The organism is Nostoc sp. (genome assembly GCF_036917435.1).
GTDB lineage: Bacteria > Cyanobacteriota > Cyanobacteriia > Cyanobacteriales > Nostocaceae > Nostoc.
This window is the reverse complement of record NZ_JBALDM010000039.1, coordinates 25,995-42,383: the sequence shown is the minus strand read 5'-3', so window position 1 is coordinate 42,383 and position 16,389 is coordinate 25,995. Positions and strand designations below refer to the sequence as shown.

At 40.8% G+C, this 16,389-nt stretch carries 15 protein-coding genes; 4 read left to right on the top strand and 11 right to left on the bottom strand.

Annotated features, from left to right (window positions below):
- Nucleotides 1-17: 17 nt before the first annotated feature.
- Together V7K98_RS18835 and V7K98_RS18830 are read right to left on the bottom strand one after the other, a co-directional pair.
- On the bottom strand, nucleotides 18-1,022 hold the full coding sequence (locus V7K98_RS18835; RefSeq protein WP_335024487.1) for a 2-hydroxyacid dehydrogenase: 1,005 nt from the start codon (nucleotides 1,020-1,022) through the stop codon (nucleotides 18-20).
- Between the two features lie 191 nt (nucleotides 1,023-1,213).
- A complete protein-coding gene (locus tag V7K98_RS18830; RefSeq protein ID WP_335024485.1) occupies nucleotides 1,214-2,236 on the bottom strand; it encodes a serine hydrolase in 1,023 nt (340 codons plus the stop codon).
- Between the two features lie 313 nt (nucleotides 2,237-2,549).
- On the opposite strand from V7K98_RS18830, the gene V7K98_RS18825 reads away from it, so the two are divergent.
- On the top strand, nucleotides 2,550-3,419 hold the full coding sequence (locus V7K98_RS18825) for a sulfurtransferase (RefSeq protein ID WP_335024483.1): 870 nt from the start codon (nucleotides 2,550-2,552) through the stop codon (nucleotides 3,417-3,419).
- Nucleotides 3,420-3,541: 122 nt separating this feature from the next.
- Here the strand turns inward: V7K98_RS18825 and V7K98_RS18820 are convergent, their stop codons facing one another.
- Together V7K98_RS18820 and folK are read right to left on the bottom strand one after the other, a co-directional pair.
- Nucleotides 3,542-4,090, bottom strand: coding sequence for an NUDIX hydrolase (locus tag V7K98_RS18820; protein WP_335024481.1), 549 nt, complete (start codon nucleotides 4,088-4,090; stop codon nucleotides 3,542-3,544).
- Nucleotides 4,091-4,158: 68 nt separating this feature from the next.
- Nucleotides 4,159-4,674: a 2-amino-4-hydroxy-6-hydroxymethyldihydropteridine diphosphokinase gene (folK, locus tag V7K98_RS18815; protein ID WP_335024479.1), complete on the bottom strand. Its 516-nt coding sequence runs from the start codon at nucleotides 4,672-4,674 to the stop codon at nucleotides 4,159-4,161.
- A 392-nt stretch (nucleotides 4,675-5,066) separates the two neighbouring features.
- On the opposite strand from folK, the gene V7K98_RS18810 reads away from it, so the two are divergent.
- Nucleotides 5,067-7,307 (top strand): transglycosylase domain-containing protein, encoded by a 2,241-nt coding sequence (locus V7K98_RS18810; protein ID WP_442940424.1) that lies wholly within the window; start codon nucleotides 5,067-5,069, stop codon nucleotides 7,305-7,307.
- On the opposite strand, the gene V7K98_RS18805 is transcribed toward V7K98_RS18810, so the two are convergent.
- Nucleotides 7,300-7,509 carry a hypothetical protein gene (locus tag V7K98_RS18805; protein ID WP_335024477.1) on the bottom strand — a complete coding sequence of 70 codons (210 nt, stop codon included), beginning with the start codon at nucleotides 7,507-7,509 and terminating at the stop codon, nucleotides 7,300-7,302. The genes V7K98_RS18810 and V7K98_RS18805 overlap by 8 nt on opposite strands.
- A gap of 97 nt (nucleotides 7,510-7,606) precedes the next feature.
- On the opposite strand from V7K98_RS18805, the gene psb35 reads away from it, so the two are divergent.
- Nucleotides 7,607-7,834 carry a photosystem II assembly protein Psb35 gene (gene psb35 / locus V7K98_RS18800; protein WP_335024475.1) on the top strand — a complete coding sequence of 76 codons (228 nt, stop codon included), beginning with the start codon at nucleotides 7,607-7,609 and terminating at the stop codon, nucleotides 7,832-7,834.
- A 182-nt stretch (nucleotides 7,835-8,016) separates the two neighbouring features.
- Here psb35 and V7K98_RS18795 read toward each other — a convergent pair whose 3' ends face one another.
- The 6 genes from V7K98_RS18795 to V7K98_RS18770 all read right to left on the bottom strand — a co-directional run bounded on the left by V7K98_RS18795 (nucleotide 8,017) and on the right by V7K98_RS18770 (nucleotide 16,157).
- Entirely contained in the window at nucleotides 8,017-8,391 is a 375-nt protein-coding gene (locus tag V7K98_RS18795; protein WP_335024473.1) for a hypothetical protein, read from the bottom strand.
- A 286-nt stretch (nucleotides 8,392-8,677) separates the two neighbouring features.
- Entirely contained in the window at nucleotides 8,678-9,100 is a 423-nt protein-coding gene (locus tag V7K98_RS18790; RefSeq protein WP_335024471.1) for a tellurite resistance TerB family protein, read from the bottom strand.
- A gap of 57 nt (nucleotides 9,101-9,157) precedes the next feature.
- Nucleotides 9,158-10,624 (bottom strand): 16S rRNA (cytosine(967)-C(5))-methyltransferase, encoded by a 1,467-nt coding sequence (locus tag V7K98_RS18785; protein ID WP_335024468.1) that lies wholly within the window; start codon nucleotides 10,622-10,624, stop codon nucleotides 9,158-9,160.
- Between the two features lie 135 nt (nucleotides 10,625-10,759).
- Complete coding sequence (locus V7K98_RS18780) at nucleotides 10,760-12,211, bottom strand: glycoside hydrolase 100 family protein (RefSeq protein ID WP_335024534.1); 1,452 nt, start codon at nucleotides 12,209-12,211, stop codon at nucleotides 10,760-10,762.
- Between the two features lie 1,223 nt (nucleotides 12,212-13,434).
- Nucleotides 13,435-14,478: an agmatinase SpeB gene (gene speB / locus V7K98_RS18775; protein WP_335024466.1), complete on the bottom strand. Its 1,044-nt coding sequence runs from the start codon at nucleotides 14,476-14,478 to the stop codon at nucleotides 13,435-13,437.
- An 86-nt stretch (nucleotides 14,479-14,564) separates the two neighbouring features.
- Nucleotides 14,565-16,157: an FAD-dependent oxidoreductase gene (locus tag V7K98_RS18770; RefSeq protein WP_335024465.1), complete on the bottom strand. Its 1,593-nt coding sequence runs from the start codon at nucleotides 16,155-16,157 to the stop codon at nucleotides 14,565-14,567.
- A gap of 106 nt (nucleotides 16,158-16,263) precedes the next feature.
- Here V7K98_RS18770 and V7K98_RS18765 point away from each other — a divergent pair, with 106 nt between their 5' ends.
- On the top strand, nucleotides 16,264-16,389 hold the full coding sequence (locus tag V7K98_RS18765) for a hypothetical protein (protein ID WP_335024463.1): 126 nt from the start codon (nucleotides 16,264-16,266) through the stop codon (nucleotides 16,387-16,389).

The window sequence follows — 16,389 nt, the reverse complement described above, 5'->3', positions numbered from 1 at the left end:
CGATCGCCAATCATTGCCTAAGCTGACGGTTGAGCGCGAATTTCATTAGCACAAGGACGACCATTTTCAACATCAGCAATATTAGCAAAAGTTGTTTCTGCAATATTGTGGAGTGCTTCTGCTGTAAAAAAGGCTTGATGTCCGGTAATGAGTACATTGGGAAACGTTGTCAGACGTTGGAAGATATCATCTTGAATAATTTCGCCAGATAAATCTTCAAAGAACAATTCCGATTCTTGTTCGTAAACATCCACACCAAGATAGCCAATCTTGCCAGACTTCAATCCCTCAATCACTGCTTGGGTATCAATCAGCGCACCTCGGCTAGTATTAATTAACATCACGCCTGACTTAATCTGTTCTATAGCCTCAGCATTAATCAAGTGATGCGTTTCGGGAGTTAAAGGGCAATGTAGAGAGATAATATCAGAGTTGGCAAATAGCTCAGGTAATTCTACATACTTTCCACCTAGCGCCTCTAATTCTGGATTGCGATAAACGTCGTAAGCGAGTAAGTTACAACCAAACCCCTTCATAATCTGTCCTAAAATCAGACCGATTTTGCCAGTACCGACAATCCCCACTGTGCGATCGTGTAAATTAAATCCCAACAGTCCATCTAGGGAAAAATTGCCTTCTCGGACACGGTTATAAGCCCGATGAATTTTGCGATTCAGGCTTAAAATCAATCCCACAGCATGTTCTGCTACTCCATAAGGCGAATAGGCAGGAACACGTACAACGGTAATTCCTAAATCTGCTGCGGCTTGTAAATCTACATTGTTAAACCCTGCACAACGAAGCACAACCAGCCGAGTTCCCCGTGAGGCGAGAAGTTCTAAAGTTGCGGCATCAACCTGATCGTGTACAAATACGCAAACCGCCGGAAATCCGGCGGCGAGGATAGCTGTATCCCGATTTAAACGGGGTTCAAAAAACACTAATTCGTGTTGTGTGGGAGAATTTACAGTTGACAAAAACTTGCGATCGTAGACTTTTGTACTGAAGACTGCTACTTTCATGCAAAACCTCAAACTGTATACTGCACGGTATTCGACTACATAATACCTTGGCAGTTCAAAAAGCGATGTCTATAACGGGCTATTCAACATCCCAGTTTTAAATATTGCCAGTCTTCAGGATTGATGTTTGTATAAGCAATTCTATAACTAAAGTAAAAATTTAGAATTTCTGCTTCATACCCAACAAATAATTAAGGTAAATAAGTAACTTTTGGTTGATCGAAGTAGCCATACATCACCTGAGAAACTTGGCGAATAAAATCCTTAGCTCTATTGTCATTATTCGGTCTACGCACGAAAATCCCTGCTAAATAACGCTTACCTGATGGGGTTTCAATGATACCTGCATCGCCTAGTACAAACCGCAGAGTCCCTGTTTTATGAGCAATATTTGCACCATAACCTAAGCCTGATGGTAGCAAGCTTTTATTGTGACAACGAACCATAATGCCTAAAACTTGAGATTGACTTGTATCAGAAATTAACTGATTATTTGTAACCAAAGCTGACAATCTTACTAAGTCTTTTGCACTAGTTTTATTAGTTCCTTTAAAGTCTCCGAGCATATTGTGAATTACAGTACTTTGCAAACCCCAAGTACGAAACTTTTGATTTAATTTAGATGCACCACCTAATCGATCGATAATCATATTTGTAGCGGTGTTATCGCTAATAGTCATCATTTTGGTTGCAGTTTGCAAGAGACTCAGCTTAGTTCCCACTCGTTGATACTGCATATCTCCAGAACCACCAGTGACTTCTTTCTGTCGCATTACCAAAGTTTCATTTAGTTTGATTCTTCCTGCATCTACTTCCTGAAACAAAGCAATCAAAATCGGATACTTAATTGTGCTAGCGGCGGAAAAAGCTTTATCACCATTAAAACTAAAATAATCTCCTGTTTGTAAGTCCATAAAAAAGATTCCGGGAGTGAGGAATCTATAGCGAGCCATTAATGCTTTAATAGGAGTTTTCAGTTCTGATATCTCGCGCCCTAGAGGAACTATACCTGTGAATTTAGAATTATTTATTGGCTTTACAGGCTCGTCTAGAGGAACCGGAGGAATAAATTTAAGTTTTGGGAGTTGTAAATTAGATTGATTTGCACGCCAGTCATTTATATTGTCAACTTGATTTATGTTGGGATTCGCTTTTGCTGGGGACGACAGTAAAAGAATACTTGTAAGGCTAAGTAACAACCAGCGTAGTTTCATGGAGTGTTGTGAGGATAGTGTTGGATTTATTTACAGAGATTTTCCGAATAAGTTAATGAGATCCGGATTGATTGACATAGGAATCACTAAGATATCCCATTTAACGAGTAAAAGGATAATCACCATAAATGTAGGGAATTTGACAAGGAGGTATTATTTTATAGGATGCTAATCTTACTTTGTTTTTAAAACAACACAACCACAAAAGTTATCTCGTAACATTCAACATTCACTCTTCTGTGATTTGTATTCCAAAATGCAAATCTATCGAGGGCGATAATGCCTAATAGGACGATAACAGAAGCATGAAAGCGTGAATACAAAACTCCTCATTTCTCCTCAAGAAGTCACGTCCCTCTTGGCAGAAAAGTCATCACGGGCTGTCATTATCGATACACGAACTCCTGAAGATTATGCTATTTCTCATATTCCTACATCCATAAATATTAGAGATTTTTTCACCTATCTTTTAGAGAATTCTGAACCAGCAGGTTTAAAGGAATTACAAGAGTATTTTGCAGAAATTATGAGCAAGTTGGGAATATCGGGTATAGAACGATTAATTGTGTATGAAGATGCTCTAAATAAAGGTTATGGTCAATCTTGTCGAGCAGCTTTCTTGCTAAAGTATTTGGGTTGCACTGAGGTATCTATTTTACAGGGAGGGTATAGAGCATGGCTGAGAGAAGGATTACCTACTACCGATGAAGTACCCTTACCTGAAAGCAGCATATTTAGATTGCATCCTAATGCTGACATAATGGTGACTACTGCCGAGATGTTGCAAGCAATTACCAATCCAGCAATTATAAAATTAGATGTGCGCGATCGCAATGAATGGCTAGGGCTGAGTTCTTCTCCCTACCATCCTGATTTTTGTCCTCGTAAAGGCAGAATCCCTAACTCAGTCTGGTTAGAATGGCATCGGCTGATGAATTCGGAATCGGAAATCCCCACGTTCCGTTCGCCAAATGAAATTCTAGAAATTTGTCAGTCTCTAGGTATTACTTCAGAGTCTATTGTATATATTTACTGCTTTAAGGGTTCAAGGGCTGCTAATACATTGATAGCTCTAGAAGAAGCAGGAATTTCTGCCAGAAATTATTTTGGCTCTTGGAATGAATGGTCACGTGACTTTTCACTACCTATTGATAGTAGAGTTATGCAAGCAGCAGATAGTTAGAGAACTCCAATAAATAAATTATTCAATCTTGTGGGGCGGGCATCTTGCCCGCCCCTAATCTAAGGCGGGCAAGATGCCCACCCCACAATAAATAGTTGGATATTTTTTTATTTGGAAGTCCCTTAAGCTAAAAATGGACGCGCCAGAAAAAAGCTAGCAATTGATTTAGCATCTACCGCTTCTCCCTCCAGAATAGCTTTCTCTAATTCTTCGGGAGTCAAAAATACAGTTTCGATATCCTCGTCTCCATCTTGTGCTGGTGGTGTCTCCAGCTTTTCTAAATCTCGCGCCAGAAAAGCATAGATAATCTCATCAGAATAACCAGGCGCTAGGAAAAATTCGCCTAATTTGTCCCATTTTTTAGCAGTATAGCCAGTTTCTTCTTCGATTTCGCGCTGTATTGTCTCTAAAGGCTGTTCATTCGCTTCTAAAGTTCCTGCCGGAAATTCTAATATCCGTCCCTGAATTGCAAAACGATACTGGCGCACCAATACAAGTTTGCCTTCTGGTGTCACCGGCACAGCTAGGGCACCACCAGGGTGACGAATACATTCCCATTCTCCCTCCGATTTATTCGGCAAACGCAAGCGATTAACTTCAAAATCAAACTTGCGCCCTTTATGAAACAGGCGTTGTCTTAGTAGTTGTGGTAATTCTCTACCTAATGGCATAGTAAAATCTGATTATCTGAGAATACAGAAGTGAAATCAGCGTTCTCTTGCTTTTAAGAATGGTAATTTTAATTGCCCATCAATAAATGCACATCAGAACAGTCTACCTCTTTCAGCAGTTCTTTAATAACACACCCGGATAGTGGTTCTAGCCAATCTGCGGCAATTTCTGCCAGTGGTACTAACACAAACGCCCGATCCCGCATTCGTGGATGGGGGATTTGGAGATTTGGTGTATCCACTATAAAGTCATCAAATAATAACAAATCTAAATCCAGGATTCGTGGACCCCAGCGTTCTTGACGCACACGCCCAAATTGTTGTTCAATTCCTAACAGAATTTCTAATAGTTGCTGGGGTAGCATCTCTACCACCAATGTGACGCAGCCATTTAGATAATCCGGCTGTGGTGGCCCTACAGCTTTAGTTTTGTACCAATTGGATCTGGCTTCTAAAAGAATACCTGGCGTTTTGAGTAAAGTTTCGATCGCTGCTTCTAAAATTGTCAGGGAATCGCCGATATTACTACCAAGGGCAATAGCGCTTCTTCTGGGCTTAGTGTAGGTGTAGTCCAACCCAGGCATCGTACTCTCCTGAAATGACCTGTTTTTTGGCTGTTTTTGCCGATGCTCTTCTGCACTGTTCCAGCAAATGCCAATAGCTTTATATTCCGAATAATTAGCAAAATTGCAATATTTTTACAAAACTAAATTAACCAAATTTAAAAAACATTATTTTATGGTGAATATAGTTAATTATTTATGGGATATTATACTAACACAATGGTGGTGCTATAACCCAAAAGCTAATTGATGGTGGTTATATATATTTACTACTTTGAGCGAGGAACTGACGTGGGGAAGCTTACCTCCTGGTTCAAGCGAAGACCAACTAACTTGAGTGACTCTGAATGAGGAGGAACAAATGAGAGCTTACCACCGGCACATCTGGCGCAGGCGAGGCAGTTACTGAGCAAATGAAAATTTTACCATCTAGGATGAAGGCCAATCGGGCAACGGGCGGTAAACCACTCTATCGTCGCTTATGGTTTTGGGCGGGCTTGGGTGTAGGTGGTGGGATAGTTGCCTTTATCTACGGCATCAATCTAATAGACCGCACTTTGCCAAGTCAGACCGAACTAAACGCTGTATTGAGAGAGCAAACACTGACCATTAAAGCTGCTGATGGCACCATATTACAACAACAAGGTGAAGCGACTAGAGAACAGCTAAAGCTAGAACAAATACCAGATAATTTAAAAAAAGCTTTCATCGCCTCAGAAGATAGAAGATTTAAACAACACAATGGATTTGATCCGCAGGGAATTGTGAGAGCGAGTTTGAATAATTTGCGATCGCAAGGTGTGGTAGAAGGTGGTAGCACCATCACCCAACAGCTAACGCGGATTCTCTTTTTGAAACAAGAACAGACAATTTGGCGCAAACTCAAGGAAGTCCGCCTAGCTCAAAAAATGGAGCATGAATTAACCAAAGATCAGATTCTAGAGCGTTACCTGAACCTGGTTTATTTGGGAGGTGGAGCTTATGGTGTGGCAGATGCCGCGTGGGTATACTTTAGTAAATCACCAGATCAGCTTTCTCTTGCAGAAATGGCAACGATTGCCGGATTAGCTCCTGCACCTAGCTTATACGCCCCAGACAAGAATCCCCAAGCGGCAATCCGGCGGAGAAATCTGGTATTGCAACGGATGCAAGAGGATGGAGTTATTACACCAGAGCAAAGGCAAGCAGCCCTTCAGGAGCAATTAACCCTCAAAAGCAGTTTACCTAAGCGAGTCCAAGTAGAATCACCCTACTTTACCAGCTACATTCAAAAAGAATTGCCGAAATACGTTTCTGCTAAGGTGCTGGCAAGTGACGGATTAGTAGTGGAAACTACGCTGAACCCGGCTTGGCAAAAAGCCGCAGAGGAAGCGGTGGCGAAAACACTGCGAAATCAAGGACGCTGGGAGAACTTTAAACAAGCATCAATGGTTGCCATTGACCCCCGGAACGGTGAAATTAAGGCGATGGTTGGGGGGAAAGACTTTGGTAAAAACCAGTTTAATCGGGTTACACAGGCACAACGCCAACCAGGATCGACATTTAAAGGGTTTGTCTATGCCACTGCGATCGCTAGCGGTAAAAGCCCCTACGATAGCTACCAGGATGCACCCTTTGTTGTAGATGGCTACGAACCGAAAAACTATAGTGAAAAGTTCCACGGTTCAATGAGCATCCGAGATGCTCTCACTCGTTCTGTCAATATCATTGCGGTGAAGGTGTTGATTGATGTGGGATTTACGCCAACGATTAAACTTGCCCATGATATGGGAATAAAATCTGAACTTAAACCCACTTATTCTTTGGCTCTCGGTTCAAATGAAGTAAATTTGCTGGAATTAACCAGCGCATACGGCAGTTTTGCAACTCAGGGATTACACACAGAGCCTCATGGTATTACCCGCATCCTCAACCGCCAAGGTAAGGTGATTTGGTCAGCTAATTTCAAGTCTGAACGCGCCCTTGACGCTGAAAGTTCCGCCATCATGACTTGGATGCTACGGAACGTCGTAGAAGAAGGGACTGGTGCTGCTGCTCAATTAGATAATAGACCAGTTGCTGGCAAAACCGGCACCTCCGATGAAGCCCGTGATTTGTGGTTTATTGGCTATATTCCCCAGATAGTAACAGGGGTGTGGTTAGGTAATGATAATAACCGTCCCACAGACGGCAGCAGTGGCAGCGCTGCTTACACCTGGCACGAATTTATGGAAAAAGCCGTAGAGGGGATGCCTGTAGAAAAATTTCCCAAACGCCCCAAGTTAGAAGGTCGTAAAGGTACTATCAAAGCTGAGTCCATCAAGCCGAAACAAGTGCTGAATCGTTCTCTTGACTCTAATGATGATTCAGAAGGAGAAAGTGCTAGAAATTCTGAGGATAGCGGTTCATCTAAAAGACGGAGGAGGAGGAGCTATTCTCAAGAAGAACAGCAATCGAGCAATTCTACCTCAAAACGGAGAAGGCGCGAGCGCACCGAAAAATCAAGTTCCAGCAACTCTTCTTCAGAATCATCTACTTCCCGACGGCGTTCTAGAAGAGTAGAATCTGATTCTTCCGCGCCTCGAAGAAGTCGGCGTTCTTCCTCTCCCGACAGTAGTTCAGGTTCTTCATCACCACAACCATCCTGGCGCGAGAGACTTAGACCTTCTAATTAATGATTAGTGGGAATTGGGCATTGGGCATTGGGAATTGGGAATTGGGAATTGGGAATTGGGAATTGGGAATTGGGAATTGGGAATTGGGAATTGGGAATTGGGAATTGGGAATTGGGAAAAGACTTACTGTAACTTCTCCCTCATCTCCCTCATCTCCCTCATCTCCCCTATCTCCCTCATCTCCCTGCCCTTTTCTATGCAATATGAAGTTACTCAAACTAAACTAGGGGAGGATGTCAAGTGATACGCTAATTCTATAGTGTGTCAAGTAGTGTTACTTAATATTGGAGAATATACTCATGCATATATTGATGCAGGCAGCAGATTCAGTCGCAACAGGTGGTGGACAGTTTCCTTATGCTTTCACTTTGGTGTATGTCGTCGGTTTTATTGCTGCTGTAACCATTGGTTCAATAGCTTGGTACAACTCTAAACGCCCCGCAGGTTGGGAAAGCAAAGAGCGTCCTAATTTTGTGCCTAAAGTTGATAAAGAAGAAACTCCGGGTCTGGGTGATCCGAAGTCATAATTTAGTCATTAGTCAATAAAATCTTTACATATTAAAAGTTCCGGCGATCTAAAATCACTTGGAACTTTTTTATGTTTTCAACTGACATAAAAAATATCAATGCCCTCATCGCTTGCGGGGAGGGGGTTGGGGGTGGGGTTCAGTACCTACTCAACTGAGAACCGCTATATTTTTTCTTGCTATTATTTACCGATCCTATCTTTTAAACTTTTTTTTTCATATTTAGGACAATAAAATTCAATAGCAGTATCATGAATAATGTCATCTATTTGTAATATTTCTACTTGTTGATCGCGAGTTAGTTTTTTATTCTCTACTAATTTAGAAGTTTTTTCATCGTCTATTTGCGATCGCGTTAATCCACTATCTAATTTTGCACAATACTCTTTACCTTGTTGCTTTGCACTATCTATTGTATATAACTGACTATAGACTTCTTTCGTTTTATAATCTGAAATATTTATTAGAAATTCTACAACCGATTCAAATGTATCTAGTTTCTTCTTTGGAGAACAACTAACTAATAATAGTAATAGTAATATTAAGTATCTACGCATAAAAATAACATACAACTACTAAGTATGAAATATAGTTTATTTATTTGGTAGTACCTTGAGTAATTTTACTGAACTATTGTTTATATGGTCTTTCGTTCTTCCATAAAACTGACATAAAGAAAACAAAAATCGCTAAACATATTATTTTATAAAGAGTTCAGCGATTAATTATATCTCTCTGGATGAACCGAAGTCATAAGCAGTGAGGAGTGATGAGTCTAATTGCCAAACTTAAAAATCATCTAAAGACCCGATTTTTCGGGTTTTGGCAACTCATAACTCCCTGTTAGTTTTGCACATCAACCCAACGACGGTAAAGCTTTTGAATTTGTTTGAGAATTTTAGCCTGAGTCGGTTGAGTTGAATCATTCGGCTTCGCTATATCTTGCAATTCCGTCAAGAGTCTAGCTTCTTCGACGGCAACTTCACCATCGCTATAAATTAAGCCACTGATCGCTTCAATCAGATTTTCACAATCTTCGAGACTGGGGCGATCGCCTAAATACTCCCGCACCCAGTCATAGCATTCTTTTGGCTGTACGGGAACTAATTCGTATAGCCAAGGTTTAATTTCTGGGTCGTTAGCTAAACCTTTTGCTTGAGCGATTTCGCGGAGATATTGCCGTTCTTCCGGCTGGATTCTGCCATCAATCCAGGCGGCTCCAATCAGGATTTTAACTAAGTTTTTGACATTGGAAGGGCTAACCATTGCTGCCTCCTCTGGTAGATTAAGACCTCCACCAAATAGTACAATCCTAAACAGTATTCATTCGGAATTATTGGTTTTTCTTAAGCGAACCATAAAAAAGCCGTCCATGTCCTGTCGATGAGGCCAGACTTTAAACCAACCTTGAGGGGTGCTATATGCAGAAACAGGCAACTCAACGCCTCTTGGAGACTCAATTTGCCAGTCAGGTGACTTAGCTAAAAATGCCGAAATCACTTCTTCGTTTTCTGCTGGATGCAATGTACAAGTGGCATAAACTAGTACACCCCCAGCTTTGACAAAACTAGATGTATGTGTTAATAATTCTTCTTGCAGCACCGAAAGTTCCCGGACAGATTCTGGTGTCTGTCGCCAACGAGCATCAGCATGACGGTGCATGGTTCCTAATCCAGAACATGGAGCATCTAATAATACCCGGTCTGCGGTGTTGTAAAATTGGTTAAAATGACGGCTGTCGCCAGTGTAAATTTGAATAGATTGTAAATTTAGACGTTGAGAATTTTCTTGGAGTTTACGAAGACGAGAAGAAGTGCGATCGCAAGCCCAAATTTTCCCGTTATCTGCCATCAACTCAGCGATATGGGTTGTTTTACCCCCTGGTGCAGCACAGACATCAATTATTACCTCACCTGGTTGGGGGTCGAGCAAATGACTTACCAATTGGGCGCTACTATCTTGTACAGTCCACCAACCTTCTTTAAAACCAGGTAGTTTTTGAATTGAGCCAGTATTACCAATAAATCGTAAAGCTTGGGGTAAATGAGGAATCCGTCTCACCAAAATATCAACAGACTGCAAAGCCGCCTCAACTTCGTCAATGGAAGTGCAAAGTGGGTTGATACGCAAATCAATTGTTGGTGATTGGTTCATCCATTCACACAGTTGTTCTGTCTCTTCAAAACCCAATTGTTCTAACCAGACTTGAATAATCCAGTCAGGAAAGCTGTGTAAAATAGCCAAGCGTTCCACTGGGTTTTCTGGAAGTTGTAACGGATCAAAATGGGGGATTGGGGATTGGGGATTGGGGGCTGGGGACTGGGGATTGATTATTTGCTGTGTCCCCTTGTCCCCTTGTCCCCCTGTCTCCCCTGCTCCCCTGCTCCCCTCCTCCTCTGCTCCCCCTACTCTTCTGAGATACTGGCGTAATAGACCGTTGACAAAACCTGTGAGTCCCGCAAAACCGTTTTCTTTAGCGAGTTGGACGGTAGTATTAACAGCAGCTGAAGCGGGAATACGTTCTTGATAGCGCAGCTGGTAAAAACCTAGATGTAAGATGGTGCGGAGTTCTGGGGGTTGTTGGTGAGATTTCTTTTTAGCGAATTGATCGATGAGAGTATCAAGAGTGCGCTGCCTTCTGACGCTGCCATAAACTAATTCTGTCAGTAAGCGGCGATCGCAATCAGCCAAATTAAATTTTTGCAGTACTCTATCTAGGGCAACATCAGCATAAGCCCCCTTATGAACATCTCGCAGGGCGATAAAAGCTAGTTGACGGGGGTTTGTCATGGAAACATGAATCAGGAGTCAGGAGGCTTTTGTATTCTAACTCCCCATTAATTCGTAATTCGTAATTTTTGGGTTGAATCACCTTTGTTTAGTCAAAATTCCTGTTTGGAATTGTCTTTAATTACGAATTACGAATTATTGCATATAACCCTCTAGACTAGCAATCTCAAGCTCACATGCTCTAGAAACCTGTTCTGCTGGTAATTTACCAAAGCTAATTAATGGTAAATAAGTGGGGTTTGCCATTAGTTCTTTTGCCAATAAGAATCCAGTAATTGTCCAAGTTTGATATTTTCTAGCTTGTTTCCCAATCAGTCGCCCTTTCTTACCGTCATAATATTCTGGCCACTGATCTGTACTCAGCCGTCCTTGGGCAATTTCAATAGCCTTTTGTCCAAGACTTATTTTGTTAGTTTTCACAGCCGCAGCTGCTAACATCCACATTAAAACTGGCCAACTACCAGCATTATGATACGACCAGGGGATATTTTTGGGGTCACATCCAGTTACAATTCTGTATTCTTCATGTTCCAAAGCTGGGAAACAAATTTTCATCGGCATATCTCCCACCAAATCATCCCATCGTTTCTCAATGAGAGTCATAATCGCTTGTGACTGTTGTTCGGTAGCTAAGTCTGAAATAATCGCCATTAAGTTGCCGAGTGAAAAGAAGCGAGTGTCTAGTTGTGATGGCCCAACATTACCGGCTAAATAACCCCCTTTTTTTGGTAGCCACTTATCTAATTCATAATAAGGAACAGAGTCTACATATATATTGAACAAATTCACAGCACCCTTGCCATATTCTTCACTTTTGAAGCGATAAATTTCATTCAGGCGATTAATATCTATCCAATAATGCTGGCGAATATGGGCACATAAAAGAGGCAATCGGTTATCAATGGCTGCAACAATATCAGAATTCCCTTGACAAATTAGCAGTTCACGAGATGCACGCAATGCTGTGTAAAAAAGAACTTGCAGTTCTAAAGGATGCCCATAAATGCCCATACGACGATCGATCATACAAGCACCATCTGGAACCAACAGCGTTGGGTACATATCAAAGCGATTTGCCAAGCAGATTTCCATGATTAACCTGATACCATTTTGGAATTCAGGTTCATAAGCCAGAGAAAAATCTTCTGTGGCGATTACATAAGCACGCAATAAAATAATCCACCATAAACAAGAATCAACAGGTGTAACTCTAGCGATCGCATGTTCGCCAAAGTCTGCTTCTAAATATTCTTGTCCATTTTCTGATACAACTTTGAAGCTAGCTGGTATTAATCCTCTTCCCGGTTTATAGGCATCTAATGCCCTTTCTTTAGGCTGTAACTTTAAGGTTTCTTCTAAGAAATTGCGAACAATCTCTGTTCTACCTTTGATTAGAAAAATTAGAGCAGCAGAGACAAAATCCCGAACAAAGCACTGGTCATAATTGAGCGCCTCTACAGACGAATCATAAGCGGCTACAGTACCAACAGGGCGACCTTGATAATAGAGAATTGATTTTTCTAGTGTTTGCCACGCTTCTTCCACTTCTTTTAAATTTTCAGTAGTTTCTAATTCGTTAAGGTGCATCGCCAGAATAGCTCCATTTAGGTTGTGAATTTGTGGTAGATGCGTCTTCATTTATGATTTTTGCTATTCTCAGCATAACAAAAACAATTCTTTGAATAGCAAATATAATTTTGAAGAAAATTACTCAAACAACCAACAATGAATAAATCTGCTGACATTTATACAGCTTTATTTATTGTTAATTTGTTTATATAGCGGTTCTCGATTGAGTGAGATACACCCGTAGGGGCACAGCACTGCTGTGCCCTTACACTTAGGGATTAATGTTGTACTGCATCTGAATGGGAACCGCTATAATCAATTACTCTTTTGGTGAGTTATAGTTCTTGTTCTTCACCGCAAGCAGTAACATGATTATTCAAAAAAGTCACATAAGATATATTTTTAGATTAAGTAGGTAGGCGTAATTAAATATAAGATCAAACCTCACTCTCAATCCCTCTCCTTAGTAAGGAGAGGAAAGCCGGAGGCAGGGTGATATTTTATATTTAATTTGACCCACTTACTTATTTATTGTTCCGTTTCATGCCCGGAATCTTTGCTTTACCAAATAAAAACATATCTTCAGTGCTGTTTAGGGTTTGCATGAAGTTAAAACTAGCGCAGTATATTTACTTGATCAGGATTAGTTTTTGACACTAAGAGGTCAGGTTATTCCCCTACATTATAATAATTTATAACTTTCTTTCAGAATATGCAAGATGAATAGTTTAAAAAGTGAAGATGTCAAGACTTCTAAAGAGTTAGTTGTACAGCAGATTGCAACTTGGTGAGGTACAGATTATCGTAGGGACATAACACCCTACCCGTATACTTTATTTACCCGCAATACGCCGTATATTGTGCCCTATTTGATATTGATGAGCGTTTAATTATTCCTGAAATTTTTTAACTGTATATGAATATACAGTTAACTCTTCAATGATAAAAGCCTAAAGAAAGAATTATGATTAATACCCTGGATTAAAATCACACATCCCCGACTTCTTAAAAAAGTCGGGGATGTTACAGGGTATTGCAGGTAAATGAAGTACACGGGTAGGGGCACAACATGTTGTGCCCCTACGATGATCTGTACCTCACCAAGTTGTAATCTGCTGTATCTCTCACGAATGATTAAGTAGGGCTAGATTAAAGCAATTGGCAAATCGTCATTAAAAGGTAGAACTATCGATTTATGAACTCCAATTTTCAGGCTTTTAACTCGAAAATTCTTGTTCCAATTACGAATTCTGTTTTGACAAATCCATCAAGTTTGCCAGCTTATAAACTACTCGCGCTCCAACATTACCATCCCACTCGGCATCACCAACTTCACAGATATCAAAGCCAATAATTTTTCTACCACTATTGACTAATTCCCGAAATAGAAAAAATGTTTGCTCTAATTCTAGCCCACCTGGAACAGGAGTACCTGTACTGGGACAGAGTTTGGGATCTAAACCATCGACATCAAAGCTAATGTAAACAAACTCAGGTAAATGACTGATAATTTCTCGGCATAAATCAAGCCAAGTTGTTCCAGAGTAAAGCTTTTGTTTAATGGCTGGATCGTAATATGCAATGATGCGACTCTCAGATTGGTCTATCATTTGCACTTCATCATGACTAATATCACGCAAACCCACTTGCACTAGCTTGGAAATTTGCGGTATTTTCATCGCATTAAACATAATCGACGCATGGGAAAACTCAAATCCCTCATAAGCATCGCGTAAATCTGCGTGGGCATCAATATGCAAAATGCCATAGTTGGTGTAGTTAGCCGCTAATGCTTGGAAATAACCCAACGGCGAACTGTGATCTCCTCCAATAACTGCAACTCCCTTACCCTTGTTAATTGCTTCTTGGCAATTTTCAAACAGCCATTGATTAACCTGTTGCCCAGCCTGATTAATTTCTGTGAGGACAGGTGTTAAATCTGGTGCATCTGAAAGTTCTTTGCCTTGGGCTAATCGTTCAATAATTTTTGCTGCCAAGGCGCGGTAGTATGTATTCTTCTCTAAGATATCTTGGGGAATTTCCACCATGAAAATTCCCTGCTTCCAACCATTGGGGTTATCGAAATCGAACAAATCTAGTTGAGTTGAAGCATCGAGAATTCGCTGAGGGCCGTTAGCAGTACCTGCACCATAGGAAACAGTGACTTCCCACGGCACACCAAAGACAATCAGGTTTGCAGATTCATAATCACAAGGCAAACCCAAGAGGTTGCCATTTATTTCACCTACGCCGCTAGGATTGTAGTCTTGTAGTTGATTACTCATCGATTATCTTCTGGATTTACGTGGATAGACAGCACGCCGCCTAGTGGACATCTGCATTGTAATCAAAATTTTTCACTGACGGTTAACTACAACGCTTCTATTATTTGGTCGAAATTGCGGCGATACACCTGTTGGCTGTACTCCTGCCACTCTTTATCTGACGAGTAGGGCGATCGCTGCAATGTTGCTTTTTGGACGTATGCTATCAATGGGCGACGAAGATGTTCGTATTTATCGAAGGCTTTGGCTATAGCTTGCAGATCGTTCCAGTTATTTTTCTCAGCAATTTTAGCGATGAGTGTTGTAACTATTAGTGCGTCTTCTAATCCTTGATTAGCTCCTTGAGCCATGAAGGGAGGCATTCCATGTGCGGCATCGCCAACTAAGACGATTCGCCCTACACTCCAGGCTGGTGGAATTGTAGCAGGATTTGCTTCTATATTGAGGTCAGTTGGGTTAGAAACTTGTAAAGAATCTGAAATGCTAGCGCGGTGAATGTAGTATGGACGCTGCTGCATTTTGTCAGGGGGAGATATACGCACTAATTGCTTGAGTGTATCAGGGAAACCTGCTTTCTCCAACTCCTGCAAAGCTAAGTCAATTAAAGAACTTTCAGATTTTCTTTGCAACGATTCTAAAGGCAAAGCAAGATGTATTATGTACCCTAGTTCACCAGTTTGTCTGTGAAATAAAATTAGCCTAATGTTATTTATACAAACAGAATTTCCAGATATTTCATCATTAGTGATTGTGACAACTGGTGATTTTTGAAAGAAATCTTCTTCTAGCCTCGTGCATAATTCCTTTGTTGCGTCAGTTATCTCCATACAGAATATAGCTGCAAATCCAGAATATTCAGGTTGGGCAAAATCATGATATTGACCATCTGTGTAAAGCAGCCTACGAACTGTAGAATTAATTCCATCGGCGGCAACAACTAGTTTAGCTCTAATTGATTTTGTTGCTAATTCTTGGTGGGAAATATCTAAGTTTTGGGGCTGTGGAGCGTTATGCTTCTGCCCATCTGTCCAATAGGCATAGGGGTTAGTTTCTATTTGTGTATTGCCTACACAATCTATACGGACACAATCTTTTTCCGGCTCATTCACAACATTAATACAACGGTGATTAGCTTTAACTTGGTCTTCTGGAAGTAGCTGTCTGAGGGTTGTCTGCAAATTGTACCAAGAAATTGACACTCGACCCTCACCATAATCTTTAAACCAGTCATCGAAACTAAGCGAAGTTGACCGAATTATTTCTCCATTTAAGTTTTTGTAAATCCATTTTGGTGAAGTCTTTGGAGGTTGTTGCTCTTGAGTAGGTTCGACAGTTTTCTGGTCATTAGACTGCTTGGAATTCAATAAACCAAGTCCAGCTTTTTTGACTTCTTCGTAAGCGTTAGGATCTAAATATTTGAGAGCTTTTAATCCATTGGGGAGAAGATCCAATACTTGCCCAATTTGACGAAAGGCGCGAGTTTGATCGATGACAAGAATATTTTCAATTCCACGTTTACGTAAGCCAATGGCAGTTGCTAACCCAATAGGCCCAGCGCCAACCACTACAACGTCGTAGATTTCTTGAGAAGTAGAAGAGGCGATCGCAGATGCAGCTAAGGTATCAGCTTTGGTTGATGTGTTTGTATGTGTATGAGGACTTGATTTAGTTTCTGGCATATTTATACACAAGAATCTGGGATAAAGGCTGGGTAATATGGAAAGCTATAGCTATCAAGTTACATAAGATTACATAACAATATTAAAGTTAAATACAAAAAGTTAGATGTTTGCCGCGATCGCAGAACTCACCAATCTGCTCAAAGATATGAACACTCTCACCCCTGATATTCACAGCAAATCAGACTTTAAGGGATTACTGAATGCGATCGCACTCCGTCTAGATGAGTAA

Coding starts and splice junctions, on each gene's coding strand:
- V7K98_RS18835 (WP_335024487.1), bottom strand. CDS start 1,022: ATGAAAGTAGCAGTCTTCAGTACAAAAGTCTACGATCGCAAGTTTTTG.
- V7K98_RS18830 (WP_335024485.1), bottom strand. CDS start 2,236: ATGAAACTACGCTGGTTGTTACTTAGCCTTACAAGTATTCTTTTACTG.
- V7K98_RS18820 (WP_335024481.1), bottom strand. CDS start 4,090: ATGCCATTAGGTAGAGAATTACCACAACTACTAAGACAACGCCTGTTT.
- folK (WP_335024479.1), bottom strand. CDS start 4,674: ATGCCTGGGTTGGACTACACCTACACTAAGCCCAGAAGAAGCGCTATT.
- V7K98_RS18810 (WP_442940424.1), top strand. CDS start 5,067: ATGAAAATTTTACCATCTAGGATGAAGGCCAATCGGGCAACGGGCGGT.
- psb35 (WP_335024475.1), top strand. CDS start 7,607: ATGCATATATTGATGCAGGCAGCAGATTCAGTCGCAACAGGTGGTGGA.
- V7K98_RS18795 (WP_335024473.1), bottom strand. CDS start 8,391: ATGCGTAGATACTTAATATTACTATTACTATTATTAGTTAGTTGTTCT.
- V7K98_RS18790 (WP_335024471.1), bottom strand. CDS start 9,100: ATGGTTAGCCCTTCCAATGTCAAAAACTTAGTTAAAATCCTGATTGGA.
- V7K98_RS18785 (WP_335024468.1), bottom strand. CDS start 10,624: ATGACAAACCCCCGTCAACTAGCTTTTATCGCCCTGCGAGATGTTCAT.
- V7K98_RS18780 (WP_335024534.1), bottom strand. CDS start 12,211: ATGCACCTTAACGAATTAGAAACTACTGAAAATTTAAAAGAAGTGGAA.
- speB (WP_335024466.1), bottom strand. CDS start 14,478: ATGAGTAATCAACTACAAGACTACAATCCTAGCGGCGTAGGTGAAATA.
- V7K98_RS18770 (WP_335024465.1), bottom strand. CDS start 16,157: ATGCCAGAAACTAAATCAAGTCCTCATACACATACAAACACATCAACC.
- V7K98_RS18765 (WP_335024463.1), top strand. CDS start 16,264: ATGTTTGCCGCGATCGCAGAACTCACCAATCTGCTCAAAGATATGAAC.